Origin of the sequence: Pedobacter sp. R-06, from assembly GCF_049913135.1 — a bacterium.
GTDB lineage: Bacteria > Bacteroidota > Bacteroidia > Sphingobacteriales > Sphingobacteriaceae > Pedobacter.
This window is the reverse complement of the sequence record NZ_CP183977.1, coordinates 4,165,598-4,180,552: the sequence shown is the minus strand read 5'-3', so window position 1 is coordinate 4,180,552 and position 14,955 is coordinate 4,165,598. Positions and strand designations below refer to the sequence as shown.

16 protein-coding genes are annotated in these 14,955 nt (G+C 37.5%); 8 read left to right on the top strand and 8 right to left on the bottom strand.

Going from position 1 to position 14,955, the window contains the following annotated elements:
* Nucleotides 1-274: 274 nt before the first annotated feature.
* On the top strand, nt 275-895 hold the full coding sequence (locus tag ACN9MR_RS16665) for a tetratricopeptide repeat protein (protein WP_057933649.1): 621 nt from the start codon (nt 275-277) through the stop codon (nt 893-895).
* A gap of 53 nt (nt 896-948) precedes the next feature.
* Here the strand turns inward: ACN9MR_RS16665 and ACN9MR_RS16660 are convergent, their stop codons facing one another.
* Nucleotides 949-1,479 (bottom strand): hypothetical protein, encoded by a 531-nt coding sequence (locus ACN9MR_RS16660; RefSeq protein ID WP_426325262.1) that lies wholly within the window; start codon nt 1,477-1,479, stop codon nt 949-951.
* Nucleotides 1,479-3,002 carry a 2,3-bisphosphoglycerate-independent phosphoglycerate mutase gene (gene gpmI, locus ACN9MR_RS16655; RefSeq protein ID WP_426325260.1) on the bottom strand — a complete coding sequence of 508 codons (1,524 nt, stop codon included), beginning with the start codon at nt 3,000-3,002 and terminating at the stop codon, nt 1,479-1,481. The genes ACN9MR_RS16660 and gpmI overlap by 1 nt, the downstream gene beginning before the upstream one ends.
* Nucleotides 3,003-3,175: 173 nt before the next feature.
* On the opposite strand from gpmI, the gene ACN9MR_RS16650 reads away from it, so the two are divergent.
* The 4 genes from ACN9MR_RS16650 to ACN9MR_RS16635 all read left to right on the top strand — a co-directional run bounded on the left by ACN9MR_RS16650 (nt 3,176) and on the right by ACN9MR_RS16635 (nt 6,177).
* Nucleotides 3,176-3,574, top strand: coding sequence for a DUF4783 domain-containing protein (locus tag ACN9MR_RS16650; protein ID WP_426325258.1), 399 nt, complete (start codon nt 3,176-3,178; stop codon nt 3,572-3,574).
* Nucleotides 3,575-3,733: 159 nt separating this feature from the next.
* A complete protein-coding gene (nadC, locus tag ACN9MR_RS16645; protein ID WP_426325256.1) occupies nt 3,734-4,576 on the top strand; it encodes a carboxylating nicotinate-nucleotide diphosphorylase in 843 nt (280 codons plus the stop codon).
* A gap of 49 nt (nt 4,577-4,625) precedes the next feature.
* Complete coding sequence (gene plsY, locus ACN9MR_RS16640; RefSeq protein ID WP_029279402.1) at nt 4,626-5,273, top strand: glycerol-3-phosphate 1-O-acyltransferase PlsY; 648 nt, start codon at nt 4,626-4,628, stop codon at nt 5,271-5,273.
* 97 nt (nt 5,274-5,370) lie between these two features.
* Nucleotides 5,371-6,177, top strand: a complete 807-nt coding sequence (locus ACN9MR_RS16635; protein ID WP_426325253.1) for a M48 family metallopeptidase — start codon at nt 5,371-5,373, stop codon at nt 6,175-6,177.
* Nucleotides 6,178-6,582: 405 nt separating this feature from the next.
* Here the strand turns inward: ACN9MR_RS16635 and ACN9MR_RS16630 are convergent, their stop codons facing one another.
* The 6 genes from ACN9MR_RS16630 to ACN9MR_RS16605 form a co-directional block, all read right to left on the bottom strand.
* Complete coding sequence (locus tag ACN9MR_RS16630) at nt 6,583-7,839, bottom strand: anthranilate synthase component I family protein (RefSeq protein ID WP_426325251.1); 1,257 nt, start codon at nt 7,837-7,839, stop codon at nt 6,583-6,585.
* Nucleotides 7,840-7,954: 115 nt separating this feature from the next.
* Complete coding sequence (locus ACN9MR_RS16625) at nt 7,955-8,260, bottom strand: type II toxin-antitoxin system RelE/ParE family toxin (protein WP_426325249.1); 306 nt, start codon at nt 8,258-8,260, stop codon at nt 7,955-7,957.
* Complete coding sequence (locus ACN9MR_RS16620) at nt 8,254-8,481, bottom strand: hypothetical protein (protein WP_426325247.1); 228 nt, start codon at nt 8,479-8,481, stop codon at nt 8,254-8,256. Before ACN9MR_RS16620 ends, ACN9MR_RS16625 begins: the two co-directional genes overlap by 7 nt.
* 131 nt (nt 8,482-8,612) lie before the next feature.
* Complete coding sequence (locus ACN9MR_RS16615; RefSeq protein WP_190326317.1) at nt 8,613-9,893, bottom strand: adenylosuccinate synthase; 1,281 nt, start codon at nt 9,891-9,893, stop codon at nt 8,613-8,615.
* 38 nt (nt 9,894-9,931) lie between these two features.
* Entirely contained in the window at nt 9,932-10,429 is a 498-nt protein-coding gene (locus tag ACN9MR_RS16610; RefSeq protein ID WP_057933641.1) for a Fur family transcriptional regulator, read from the bottom strand.
* Between the two features lie 181 nt (nt 10,430-10,610).
* Nucleotides 10,611-12,818, bottom strand: coding sequence for a RelA/SpoT family protein (locus ACN9MR_RS16605; RefSeq protein ID WP_055906427.1), 2,208 nt, complete (start codon nt 12,816-12,818; stop codon nt 10,611-10,613).
* A gap of 109 nt (nt 12,819-12,927) precedes the next feature.
* On the opposite strand from ACN9MR_RS16605, the gene ACN9MR_RS16600 reads away from it, so the two are divergent.
* Genes ACN9MR_RS16600 through bshB1 form a run of 3 tightly spaced genes read left to right on the top strand, consistent with a single transcriptional unit; the run spans nt 12,928 to nt 14,781 of the window.
* Nucleotides 12,928-13,542 (top strand): DUF4294 domain-containing protein, encoded by a 615-nt coding sequence (locus tag ACN9MR_RS16600; protein WP_057933640.1) that lies wholly within the window; start codon nt 12,928-12,930, stop codon nt 13,540-13,542.
* 6 nt (nt 13,543-13,548) lie between these two features.
* Nucleotides 13,549-14,061, top strand: a complete 513-nt coding sequence (locus ACN9MR_RS16595) for a glutathione peroxidase (protein WP_426325243.1) — start codon at nt 13,549-13,551, stop codon at nt 14,059-14,061.
* A gap of 3 nt (nt 14,062-14,064) precedes the next feature.
* Nucleotides 14,065-14,781, top strand: a complete 717-nt coding sequence (gene bshB1 / locus ACN9MR_RS16590) for a bacillithiol biosynthesis deacetylase BshB1 (RefSeq protein ID WP_426325241.1) — start codon at nt 14,065-14,067, stop codon at nt 14,779-14,781.
* Nucleotides 14,782-14,955 lie beyond the last annotated feature (174 nt).

Sequence of the window (14,955 nt, the reverse complement as noted above, 5' to 3'; positions counted from 1 at the left end):
TCACTTTGTTTAATTTTGGTATTAAGTTAATAAATTCAACTCTTGTGCCAAAGTGAAAATAATATTAATCTTATGTTAAAAAGGCAGAGTAATATAAATATTTTCGCCAATATCATATAAAGCATATTTTAGCGTTTAAGCTAATGTTTAGGGTATTTTGTTTTGAAAGAAAGAAAATTAAAAACTTTTAAATTATCAGAATAGGATTATATTGCGAAAAATTTCTCCTATAAATTTGGTTAGGCGTTAGATTTGTTAAACTTATTACTCATACATGAACTATTTTAAAAAGGCGATTTTAGGATTAATTATTTTTACATCAACTAGTAGTTTCGCACAAAGCAATTACGAAAGAAGCATGCAGGCGATGATGAAAGGTGATTATAAAACTGCCGCTATACAATTAGAAAAAGCTGATGCCAAAACTAAAGATAACGCAAATGTGCTCCAGATGCTTGGATATTCTTATTTCCAAAATCGTGAATATGAGAAATGTATTGCTACGTATAGCCGGTTATTAACCATTAAACCTACTGAGGTTACGGCTTATTATTACCGGGGGATAGCAAGATTAAAAATCGCTAACGACCCTAAAGAATCGTTAAATACCATGCGCGAGAACTTTTATTTGGCATCTCTCAAAGATTTTACAAAAGCCATTGAAATTAATGGTGATGAAGATGCCCAAATGTTTCAGAACCGTGGCTTAGCTTATAAGGATTATGCAATTTTCAGATCTTTTAAAGCGAAGAAAAAAGAAGAAAAAGCGGCTTGTGTAGCTTTGTTCAACAATTCTATCGCTGATTTTCAGAAGGTATTAACCTTGCAGCCGTTAAGAAAAGATATTATTGATTGGGTAACCTACGATAAGGCGCAGATTGCTAGCCTAAAATAAAATATAGCCTTTAAAGAAAAATGGGACTTGAATATTTTCGAGTCCCATTTTTTTTATTTCAGCTTTCCGATAACTGAATACTTCTTTCCCTTTAACAATCTGATTTTCTGTTGCTTTTTGATTGCATAAAGGCTATCCGGGAAGTAGGTTAAAGTATCTTGAGATTGGTATAAGATATTTTTGTTATCAATAATGATCTCTATTTTACCTGCTTTCTGGCCATTCCATGTTATAGAAACCTTTTTAACAGGGATTTTTTTATTATCGGAAGTATAAATATCAACACCATCTTGTCCTTTTGTTTTAAAACTCCCTTTCCACGATGTTTTATTGATGTCGGCATTAACGAAAATGGCTAATTCTTTTGACCAATCGGCAATTTTAGCTATTTTATTTTCAGCTGCCCCATTTACACTAACGGTTTTATTTACAATGGGGTTTAGCTTTTGTAAGCGGGAAATTTCTTTTCCAAAATATCCTTTTACATCAAAATACAATAAATCGGTATTTGCTTCAGCTTCTTTTCGCTGATTGCAGGAAAACAATGCCAGAGCAAATACCAGGATATAAAGTTTTTTAACCATTATACTAAAACATTTCCTGTCATTTCTGCTGGAATAGCCACACCTAATATTTTTAGAATAGTAGGGGCAATGTCACCTAATTTACCATCTGCAATGGTTTTATAATCCTTATCAATTAAAATACAAGGAACCAGGTTGGTTGTATGTGCAGTATTGGCAGAGCCATCTGCATTTACCATGAATTCGGAGTTTCCATGATCGGCTAAAAGAATAAACGAATAACCATGCTCCAAACCTTTGTTTACCACAGTTTCTGCACATTTGTCTGCAGTTTCTACTGCTTTTACCACAGCCTCAAAAACACCTGTGTGACCAACCATATCTGGGTTTGCAAAGTTTAAGCAAATAAAATCAGCCCATCCGGTTTCCATTTCTTTGGTAATGGCGTCTGTAATCCCGGCGGCACTCATTTCTGGTTGAAGATCGTAGGTGGCTACTTTCGGTGAAGGAATTAGAATACGTTTTTCGTTTTTAAATTCAGCTTCTCTTCCGCCTGAGAAGAAGAAGGTTACGTGCGGATATTTCTCCGTTTCTGCAATACGGATCTGATTTTTATTGTTGTCGGCCAGCACTTCACCAATGGTTTTGGTTAAATCATCTTTGGTGAAAATTACATTTACCTTTTCAAAACTCTCGTCGTAAGTAGTCATGGTAACATAATACAATGGCAGTTTGTGCATCTGCTGTTCCGGAAAATCTTTTTGCGTTAATGCAGTGGTGATTTCACGACCCCTATCGGTACGGAAATTAAAACAGATTACTACATCATCATTTTGAATCGTAGCAACTGGTGCACCATTATCCTGCGTTAATACGATTGGTTTTAAAAATTCATCAGTTACGCCATCAGCATACGATTTTTTGATTGCGGCTAAAGCATCCTGTGTTTTCTCGCCAATGCCATTTACCATTACATCGTAAGCTTGTTTAACACGCTCCCAACGGTTATCGCGGTCCATGGCATAATAACGGCCAACCATGGTAGCTAATTTAGCGTTGGTGTTTTGGATGTGGTTTTTCAGGTCAGTAATAAAGCCCAAGCCAGAGTTTGGATCAGTATCACGGCCATCTAAAAAAGCATGGACAAAAGTGTTTGGTACGTTTGCTTCATTTGCGGCATCGCATAAAGCTTTTAAGTGTTCGATATGCGCATGCACACCACCGTTTGAAACGAGGCCGATGAAGTGAACCGCTTTGTTGTTTTGCTTAGCATAATCGAATGCACTTACCAAAACCGGATTGCTGTGCAATTCTCTGTCGGTAATCGATTTGTTGATTCTTCCAAGCTCCTGGTAAACTACCCGACCTGCGCCTAAGTTCATGTGCCCAACTTCAGAGTTTCCCATCTGTCCGGCTGGTAAGCCTACTGCCTCACCTGATGCTTCAAGTTTAGAATTTGGGTATTTCTGTAATAACGAATCGAAAAAAGGAGTGTTGGCAGCATATGCAGCATCAGAATTATCTTGTTTTCCGTAGCCCCAACCATCTAGAATTATAAGCGCGAGTTTTTTATCGTTTACCATTTTTATTGTAAAATTTATTGATCTACATTAAAACATTTTCATGTATAACATGTTTTAGTGTTTTGTTTATATGGCAAATATAACTTTATTGAAGCTTATACAAATGAAGAAATCCTTTTTTTGATACGCTAATGGCATAATTTTAGCTATAGGGTTCTGTATAAAATACAGAAATGATCCGGAGCTTATTTTTACTCATTATTAGTTTGTCGTCATTATATCATCCTACAGCTCTTCAGGCAGATATTATTGATGATTTATCCTCGTATTTTAAGTCTGGCAATTCAAAAGAAATTGCTAAAAGTTTCGCCTCAACTATCGAACTTATTATAGTTGATGAAGAAGATGTATACTCAAAAGCACAGGGTGAACAGATTTTAAGAGATTTTTTTGTTAAACATCCGCCAGTAAAAACAAGTATTTTTCATAAAATTAATACGAATCCAAATTATCGTTTTGGCGTAATTATTCTAAGCACCGCCAAAGAGACCTTCAGGGTTTCCATCACCATGAAAAAATTCAATACCAGCTTTTCGATTACCGAATTAAGGATCGAACCGGCAAAGGATTAATTGGCTGGGCAGTACCTACAAAGTTGTGCCACCGCTAGGCATTGCCAGCTTTGTAAGTCGCGGAGGCTAAAAATTTCTGAAGTCAACAAATCACTTTAACTCTTCAGTAAATTGTCTGCTAACAAATATTTCTTATTTTTGCGGCATAAAATCTACATTTTGGATACTCAACTTATACATCAATTCATAAAAAATGCCCTTGCCGAAGATGTTGGTGATGGTGATCATACTTCACTTTCAACAATTCCACCCGGAACACAGGGGAAAGCAAAACTGATTATCAAAGAAGATGGTGTTTTGGCTGGAGTTGAACTGGCTCTTGAGATTTTTAAGGAGGTTGATGCCGAACTGAAAGTTGATGTATTGTTACAGGATGGTGTGGCGGTAAAAGTAGGTGATATTGCCCTAACCGTTTCCGGAAGTACACATGCTATTTTAATTGCTGAGCGTTTGGTTTTAAACTGTATGCAACGCATGAGTGGTATTGCAACTAAAACCCATCGGATTGTTTCCTTATTGAAAACAACTAAAACGAAAATTTTAGATACCCGTAAAACCACTCCAGGACTTCGCTATTTAGAAAAATGGGCGGTAAGGATCGGGGGAGGTGTAAATCACCGCATTGGTTTGTATGATATGATCTTAATTAAGGATAATCATGTAGATTATGCAGGAGGAATTTCAAATGCTATTACAGCTGCTAAAAAATATCTAATAAATAAAAATAAATCACTTCAGATTGAAATTGAGGTGAGAAATTTAGAAGAGTTATCTCAGGTTTTGGCCATTGGTGGTGTAGACCGTATCATGCTTGATAATTTCAGTTTTGAAAACTTAAGAGCTGCGGTGAAATTAATCGACGGTAAATTCATTACGGAGGCTTCTGGAGGGATTACTGAAGAGAATGTTGCAGAATATGCTGCTTGCGGCGTAGATTTTATTTCGATGGGCGCGCTTACACATTCTGTGAAAAGCCTGGATATGAGTTTAAAAGCATACTAAAGTGATTTGCTATAAAATTAAAAGCTTATTTTTTGTATCATTGTAGGCTATGGTTACGGTTTATTCTCTCAGCGCGCTATTAATTGCCTACCTTTTTGGATCTATACCAACAGCTGTATGGCTTGGTCAGGCCTTTTATGGCGTTGATGTAAGGGAGTATGGAAGTGGCAACGCTGGCGCAACCAATACCTTTAGGGTATTGGGCAAAAAAGCCGGAATTGCAGTAATGATCATCGATATTGCAAAAGGCTATACCGCAACCAATCTGGCCTATTTAATTGGCATGTCTGTAACCGGACCGCAAAATTCAGTTGTTTTTGTCAATTATCAACTCGCACTCGGTGTAACCGCAGTAATGGGACATTTATTTCCTGTTTTTGCAGGTTTTAGAGGTGGAAAAGGTGTCGCCACACTTTTTGGAATGATTTTGGCAGTTAACTTCGAAGCATCTATGCTTTGTGTTCTGGTTTTTGTGGTGGTATTGTTGTTAACCAAATATGTTTCATTAAGCTCCATTTGCGCGGGATTTACTTTTCCGCTGAGCGTGGTGTTTTTGTTTCAGGTTTCGATCAAATCCGAAGTGCTTTATGGCATGGTGGTTTGTATCCTAATCCTGGTTACGCATCAAAAAAATCTCGAAAGATTGCTGAAAGGCAAAGAATCTAAAGTGTATTTGTTTAGGAAGAAAACTAATTAATTAAACAAAACACATTTCATTAAAACTTATTTATAGGCTTACTGTTTAATCTTCGGTTTTGCTTATCAGTATTTACTAATCATTTAAAATCGCATTTATGAAAAAGTTATTTTTAACAGCAAGTGTTGCTGGGATTTTATTATTTAACTCCTGTTCTACCGTTCCTTTAACAGGCCGTAGTCGATTTGATTTAGTGAGTAACGATCAGGTTTTGCCAATGGCATTCCAGGCTTATAGCACCTTTTTAACGGAGAATAAAAGTACAGTTTTACCCGCCTCGAATGCGCAGGCTTTGAAAGTTAAAACCATTGGCAGTAGATTAATTACAGCTGTAAAATCGTATATGAACAGCAATAATTATGGCAACCTCATTGCAGATTACCAGTGGGAAGTTAACGTTGTACAGAACAATGAGAAAAATGCCTGGTGTATGCCTGGAGGGAAGATTGTGGTTTATACCGGTATTTTGCCTGTTACACAGGATGATGCAGGGTTGGCTACTGTAATGGGCCACGAGATTGCCCACGCCATTGCAGGTCACTCTGCAGAACGGATGTCGCAGGAAATGGTTGCTCAAGGGATTGGTGCTGCAGCAGGTGTTGCATTATCTAAAAACCCAAAAACACAATCTATTTTTAATACCCTTTATGGTGTTGGTACACCAGTGGCGATGTTAAAATTCAGTCGCAATCAAGAATTAGAAGCCGATCGTTTAGGCTTGATTTTTATGGCCATGGCCGGATACAATCCACAAAATGCCACTGCTTTCTGGAACAGGATGTCGGCGGCGTCGGCAGGTGCACAAAAACCAGCCGAGTTTTTGAGTACACACCCAAGCGATGCTACACGTATTGCGCAGATCCAAAAATATTTACCTGAGGCACAGCAGTATTATAAGAAATAAGGTTTAGGGCTTAGGGTTTAAGGTGGAAGGTTTTGCATGATGCAGAAAATTCCACCTTTTTTGCTTTTCATCACCCTGAATTTATTTCAGGGTCTTTTTAACATTATCTGGTCTTAGCGTCTCGCTAAGACCTTTTTTATTTAGATTAAGGTTAAAGATATTGTTTAAGTTGTAGCGAGACGCTACGACTACAGGTATTCTTGCTAAGACCTTTTTATTTCAGAGTATTGATTAAGTCTTAGCGAGATGCTAAGACTAGAAAGTGCTACGACTAGAAAGTGTCGAGAAATCTGGATAGATAGACCTCTCCATTTCACTGCGTTTCAGTCGAGATGACGACGATTTATATAGTCGGATCGCTTGGGAGTGCCCCATTGAACCAATGACCAATGACTAGTGAACCAATTAACTGCCCAGCACCTTCAAAATTGCACTGGCTTTCAGTAAACACTCTTCGTACTCTAAAACGGCATTGCTTTGATAGGTAATGGCTCCTCCAACCTGAAAAGATAAATAGCTGGATCCAGCATTGTATAAAATGCTTCGGATCACCACATTAAAGTCGAAATCCCCATCAGGACTAATGCATCCAAAAGAGCCAGAATAAATTCCTCTTTTGGTCACTTCGTATTCTTCAATTAATTTCATTGCTTTAACCTTTGGTGCGCCTGTCATAGAGCCCATTGGAAATGCATTTTTAATGGAGTCGATAAAGTGAACCTCTGGGCTTAATTCACAGCTAATGGTAGAAATCATCTGGTGTACCTGTGGAAAGCTGTAGATGCCGAATAACTCGTCGACTGTAACAGAACCCTTAACGGCCGATTTGGTGAGGTCGTGGCGCACCAGATCAACAATCATTACATTTTCTGCCTGTTCCTTAATATCGTTCCTGAGTCGCGATTTTATAGCTTCATCTTCCGAAGGGTCTAAACTTCTTTTCGCAGTGCCCTTTATAGGTTGTGAGGTAAGTTTCGATCCACGTTTGCATAAAAAACGTTCTGGGGTAGCAGATAAAATATATTTACCCTGAACTTTAAAATAACCTGCAAATGGGGTGGGAGAGACTTGATTTAACGCTTCGAAAGTTTGAACAGGATCTATTTCTGCATTTTCGGAAAAAAACTCCTGGCAGAAATTAACTTCATAGATATCACCACGAACAATATGGTCTCTTAAGGCTTCTACTTTTTGAACATATTGATCTTTAGACAATCGTTGTGTTATCGTTACTTTTTTAGATTTAACTTCTATTTGATGTTCAAAAGAATCGATTTCTGCTAAAATTGATTCTGGACCAATCAGCACCTCTGCCTTGCCATTTTTGAAGGCTATGAGGTACTTCGGAACAAAAAAGTATAGATCTGGGAAATTTAAATGATCCGGATTATTAGAATGAAGATCTTCTATTTCGTTTTTTAAATCGTAGCCGAAAAAGCCAAAAATCCACTGTTTATTTGCAGCATAAAAGTTTTTTAGTTGATCAAACGCATTGCCTGCCAGGCATTTTAATTCATGACGTGCATCAGCAGCGATAATGAAATCGTAAGCTGAATAGGCATCTTTGTAATCATTTGAATCTAGAAAACAACAAACCTCGAACTGGTTGGCCCAATGCAATGCTTTTTGTTTAAAATGAGATATGTTTTGTGTGGTTTTCAAGCTGCGGCAAAGGTAACTAAACCCTGCATAAGTGGAAAGGTACTTAGAATATTATCTTTAAATCGTTTGAAACGATTTGAAATTATAAGCTTGTTAAAAATGAACGTAAGTCAAATTAATGTTTTTTAGGATTCATTTTGGTGTGTCTAATCCTTAAAACCCTAATAATTTGCTTTTCGTTCCGGTAAGAAATTCTAAAATGATGTTTTTCAAAAGCACGATAGGTTCCATCATTATCTTTTTTATATTGATCAATTTTATGTTTTTCTGGATGCTCAACTATATTTTCAACAGCGTATGTTAGGTCGTTGATGACATTTATGGCATTTTGAACAGACTCCTCGCTGATATATTTGTATATTTCCTTTAATTGGTTTTGAGCTGGTTTGGTCCAGACAATTTTGAAATTATTTTTTACCAACTTTTAATCTCATTTAATAGTTGATCGTGGGTTATATAATTGCCGTTTTTAAATTCTATTTCTGCAGCCAATAGTTCAGTATTGTATTGTTCTATGCTAACGTTTGCACTCTTTCTTTTACCTTTTATAAATGCTTTAAGCATATTCACTACTGAACTTTTTTCGGCATCGTCTAGCTGTGTAAAATAATTAAGCATTTCGCTTTCTAATATAGTTGCCATAGTAAAATGTTTATACTCAAAAATAATTAAATCGATGATAATAAGCAAATTGTTAGATCGATTTGCTTTAATACAAAAAAGCAACCCAATTATGGATTGCTTTTTCTCAGTCGTTATGCTGAATGTATATTTTAACGTAATTCCAAAGTTTGTGCTCTATCTGGTCCTACTGAAAGGAATTTGATCGGCACTTCTAATTCTTTTTCTAAGAACGCAATGTAATCAGTTAATTTAGCTGGGATTTCATCTACGGAAGTGATTTTGGTTACATCGGTAGCCCAACCATCAATTGCTTTCAATACTGGTTTTGGCTCAATTGAAATGATGTCATACGGCATGTAATCAATCGTTTCGCCATTATATTCGTAATGGGTACAAGCATAAATGGTATCGAAAGTATCCAAAACATCAGCTTTCATCATAATTAATTCTGTTACTCCGTTTAACATGATGGCATATTTTAATGCAGGAAGATCGATCCAGCCACAACGACGCGCACGACCTGTAGTTGCGCCAAATTCGTGACCTAAGGCGCGTAAATTTTCACCAACTTCGTTATCTAACTCAGTAGGGAAAGGGCCTCCACCAACACGTGTGCAATAGGCTTTGAAGATACCATAAACGGCTCCTACTTTATTAGGCGCAATACCTAAACCAGTACAGGCACCTGCTGTTGTAGTGTTACTAGAAGTTACAAAAGGGTATGAACCAAAATCTACGTCCAATAACGTTCCCTGAGCACCTTCTGCTAAAACCGCTTTTCCTTCTTTTAAGAAACCATTCACATAATGTTCGCTATCTACATGAGGAATCGTTTTTAAGAATTCGATTGCTTCAAAAAATGATGCTTCTTTCTCAGCCAATTCATATTCGAAACCTTCGTAATGAGAAAGGATTTCTGTATGTTTTTCTACCAATTTAGCATAACGCTCTTTAAAGTCAGGTAGTGTAGTATCGCCAACGCGTAAACCATTACGGCCAGTTTTATCCATATAAGTTGGACCAATACCTTTTAAGGTTGATCCAATTTTATTTTTACCCATGCGTGCCTCGTTAGCGGCATCTAATAATTGGTGGGTTGGTAAAATTAAGTGTGCTTTACGGGCAATTACCAATTTGCCATCAGCAATAGGATCATGACCAGCTTTTTTTAAATTGTCTAACTCTCTTTTTAGGATAATAGGGTCTATTACTACGCCATTACCGATCAGGTTCATGGTTTTTTCGTTAAAAATTCCTGAAGGGATTGTGTTTAAAACGAATTTTTTGCCATCGAACTCTAAAGTATGTCCGGCATTTGGGCCACCCTGAAAACGGGCGATAAGATCATATTTTGGACTTAGTACATCAACGATTTTTCCCTTTCCTTCATCACCCCATTGCAGGCCGAGAAGTACATCTACTTGCGTCATTATTTAATAAATTAAGCTGGTTTTATTTGTATTTTGATTTAATTTTCGACAATTTTTGCGGCTGTTGCTGCACTTTCGTTTACTTTTCTGGCCATACTGCAATCAGAGCAGAAACCATAAAGATTTAACGAATGGTGTTTCACATCAAATTTTAAAAGATCACCAACCATGGTCTGGATCTGGTGTATGCGTGGATCGCAGAATTCTACTACTTTACCACATTCGATACAGATTACGTGATCGTGTTGGCGGTAACCATAAGATTTTTCGAATTGTGCCATATTTTTACCAAACTGGTGCTTGGTAACTAAATCGCATGAAACCAATAACTCCAATGTGTTATAAACCGTAGCACGACTTACGCGGTACTTTTGGTTTTTCATGTGGATATAAAGGGTTTCTACATCAAAGTGGTCGTTTCTTGAATATATTTCTTCCAATATAGCGAAACGCTCTGGTGTTTTACGTAGATTTTTGTTTTCTAAATAAGCCTCAAAAATCTTGCGAACGAGCTCATTTGTTTTTTGTTCAGACATAGTTTTTAAACTCCATTCAAAGGTAGGTAAATTGTTTGATTGTTATAGTGTTTGATTGTTGAAATGTTGTAATAAGTCGGAGGTTTGGGGTCGGGAGTCAGAAGTTTAAATTGCAAATAGCTTGCAACTTAGGCCTCAAAATCCTGACTTCCGACATCTGACTCCGGACTTTCCAACTCATTTATGCATCAAACCTCGTTACTCCGGTAACACCTCTAACTTTTAATAAATTTTTAATCAGGTTTTCAAGGTGTTCGGTATCGTTTACGAAAATCATAATCGAACCATCAAAAATCCCTTCGTTGGTATCAACAGTAATCGATCTCATATTTACTTTAAAGTCGGTAGAGATAACCCTGGTGATGTTATTGATCAAGCCTACATCATCAATACCTACAATGCGCAAGCCGGTTAAGAAAGTTAATTCCTGTTGTTTGTTCCATTTGGCTTTCACTACGCGATAACCATAATTGGCCATTAGCTGTGCAGCGTTAGGGCAGTTGGTACGGTGTATTTTAATGCCTTCGCTCACGGTAATGAAGCCAAAAACATCATCGCCGGGAATTGGGTTACAACAGGCCGCCAAGGTATAATCAATGCGCTGCATGTCTTCGCCAATCAATAAAATGTCAGATTCTCCACCTTTAATTTTACTCTTGATTCCGTCAACGGAAAGATTTTCAGGGCGTTCCGGACCGCGGTTTTCAACTTCTTTCTCGCTGGATAGATACTCCTTTATATCTTTCAGTTCGATTTTCCCTAAGGCAACATTAACAAAGAGTTCTTGCGTAGAAGGCAGTTTAAAGAAATAACTTAGCTTTTGAAGATTATCGGTATTGTAGGTGATTTTTAACGATTTCAGCTTCCTTTCTAAGATTTCCTTACCATTTTCGGCAATTTTCCGCTTTTCTTCTTTTAGAGATGATTTAATTTTAGATTTGGCTTTGGCGGTAACTACCACGTTTAACCAGTCTTCTTTAGGGGTTTGTTTGCTCGAAGTGATAATCTCTACCTGATCGCCATTTTGCAGTTTATATGAGATGGGAACCAGTTTATGGTTCACTTTAGCGCCTATGCAAGTTGCACCTACATCGGTATGAATCTCGAAAGCAAAATCTAATGCAGTAGCGCCTAAAGGCAGCTGGATTAAGGCACCTTTTGGCGTGAAGATAAAAATCTCATCAGAGAAAAGATTCATCTTGAAATCATCCAGGAAATCTAAAGCGTTGGCTTCAGGATTGCTGAGCATCTCCCGTACTTTCTGGATCCACTGATCCAGACCGTTATCGTTACTCGATTCTTTGTATTTCCAATGCGCCGCAAAACCTTTCTCTGCAATTTCGTTCATACGTTGTGTACGGATCTGTACTTCAACCCATTGTCCGCGTGGACCCATCACCGTAGTATGTAAACTTTCGTAGCCATTTCCTTTTGGTGAGGAAACCCAATCTCTTAAACGATCAGGATTTGGGCGGTATAAATCGGTAACAATGGAATAGGCTTTCCAGCAATCGGCCTTTTCATTTTCGGGTGCTGAGTCCAAAATAATCCGGATGGCAAAAAGATCGTAAACCTCTTCGAAAGGAATATTTTTCTTTTTCATCTTGTTCCAGATGGAGTGGATTGATTTGGGCCTGCCGTAAACATCTGCCACTAAACCTTGTTCGTGAACAATTTCATCAATCGGTTCAACGAATTTTTTGATGAAAAGCGCACGTTCTGCTTTTTTCTCGTTTAATTTTTTTGCAATAAATTTGTAAGTATCAGGGTCGAGATATTTCATCGAAAGATCTTCCAACTCTGATTTTATGGCATATAAACCCAATCTATGGGCTAATGGAGCATATAAATAAATGGTTTCTGAGGCGATTTTAAGCTGCTTGTGGCGTGGCATAAAATCCATTGTACGCATATTGTGCAAACGATCGGCAAGTTTGATCAGGATTACCCTCACATCATCTGCCAGGGTAAGTAGCATTTTACGGAAATTCTCGGCCTGTAAGGAGCTATTGGTATCGAAAACGCCGGATATTTTGGTTAAACCATCGATAATTTTAGCGGTTTTCTTGCCAAATTCGCGTTCAATATCTTCTAAAGTGATATCGGTATCTTCTACCACATCGTGCAATAAGGCACATACAATAGAGGTTGTTCCTAAGCCAATTTCTTCAGCAGCAATCTGCGCTACAGCGATGGGGTGGTAGATGTAAGGTTCGCCAGATTTTCGGCGCATATCTTTATGGCTTTCCAGTGCCATATCGAAAGCTTTCCTGATTTCTTTTTTATCGCCCTTTTGTAAAGTAGATTTGCTTGCCCGTAGTAATGCCCTATATCTTTTTAGAATTTCTTGCTTTTCCGCCTCTAAATCAATCACTAACTCTGTTTTCATTTGTATTTTTTGCGTAAAAATTGCGTCTTATTTATGAATAAAACTTATATTAGTTTTGTGAAACAACTAATATATGAAATAACACCTAACTTTGTAAAAGTATAAATTTATGAAAATTAAAGGGCTCTTTTTTCTTTGTATTGTAATGATTTGTAGCATTTCACTACGGGCTCAGGATCCTGCTGCGCCAATATTCCCTAAATTGGGTAAAAGCGATACAATAAGAGTAGCCTCAACAAATGATAATGGTGTAATGATTCCGTGGATGCAGCTTAATGATGTATCAATTTATGCTGCAAGGATATGGAAATCGCCGGCAGAACAGGCCGCATATAATCGCTTAAGGTATAACGTATTAAAGGTAATGCCATATGCACTGTTTGCAAAACGTAGATATGAGCAATTAGAGCAGGATATTGCCCGTACGCCAGAGAAAAAGGAACAGAAACAACTGGTTAAACAATGTGATAAAGAAATTAAAGACATGTTTAACCGCGAAATAAAAGAATTAACCATTACTCAAGGTCAGATTTTAACGAAGCTGATCGACCGTGAAGTGGGCAGAACAACATACGATATTGTAAAGCAAACCAAGGGTGGTTTCGCTGCATTTTCTTATCAGATTGTGGCCCGCGTGGTAGGACATAATTTAAAAAGCACTTACGATCCGAACGAGGATAGGGATATAGAATCTATTATCCGTACTTCAGGATTTTATCAATAACATATAATGCAGGAACGCATTCCGAATATTTATTCATTTAAGGTTAAAAAAATTAATGGCGAAGAGCAGCCATTATCAGCCTACCGCAATAAAGTTGTTTTAATTGTAAATACCGCATCTGAATGTGGTTTTACACCACAATTAAAGGAACTGCAACAGCTTAAAGACGAAATTAACAGTCCGGATTTTGAAATTTTGGGCTTTCCTACCAATGATTTTGGGAAGCAGGAACCGCTTAATGGATCTGATATTGCATCTTTCTGTGAGATTAACCATGGCGTAAAATTTCCCGTTTTTGATAAAATTATGGTTCGTGGGGCACATGCCCACCCGCTTTATCAATTCTTGAGCGAGAAAAAACAAAATGCAAAATTAAGTTCGAAACCCCGTTGGAACTTCCATAAATACCTTCTGAACAAAAATGGCGAGCTAGAAGATTATTTTTTACCCTTCACTAAGCCAATGAGTTCGAAAATTAAAAAGAAAATTCAGCAACTGCTGAACCAAAATGCCCAATAAATAATGAAATTAGATATTTTAGTGATAGCCGTGCATCCTGACGATGCAGAACTTTGTTGCTCAGGGACTATTTTAAAACATATTGCCCTTGGTAAAAAAGTTGGAATTGTAGATTTAACCAGAGGCGAGCTGGGTACGCGTGGTACTGCAGAAACAAGAGATGAAGAGGCTGCGGATTCTGCAAAAATTTTGGGTTTACACGTTCGCGAAAATTTGAGCATGAGGGATGGCTTTTTTCAGAATGACGAATTTCATCGTTTAGAAGTCATTAAAGCCATCCGAAAATATCAACCAGAAATTATTTTAAGTAATGCATTGGAAGACCGTCATCCTGACCATGGAAGGGCAGGCGACCTGGTATACGATTCGGTTTTTTTATCAGGTTTACCAAAAGTAGAAACATCGATAGATGGTGTTAAACAAGAAGCGCACCGGCCGAGGTTATTGTTGCAATTTATTCAGGACAGATATTTAAAACCTGATATCATTGTGGATATATCTAACCACATGGACAAGAAAATTGAATCGATCAAAGCCTTTAAAACCCAGTTTTATAATCCTGATGTGGATGGCTTACAAACTTATATTTCATCGCCGGAGTTTTTCGAAACCGTAATTGGCCGCGCAAGAGAATTCGGTAAAAGCATTGGCGCTACTTTTGGCGAGGGCTTTACCTCGCGGAAGTTGCTGGGTGTTGATAGTTTGTTTGATTTGAGGTAGTTCTTTTAACCGCAAAGAAAATAAGGAAGTCGCAAAGAGCGGAAAGTAAAAGTTTAGCGGAGGCTAGTTATCTTCTGTTCTTCTTTTCTTTGCGAAACACTTTGAGCCCTTTGCGGTTAAACTTGAAAGTCCAACAAAACCGGCCTTCGTTTGTTATTCTCAAAACGAATAATA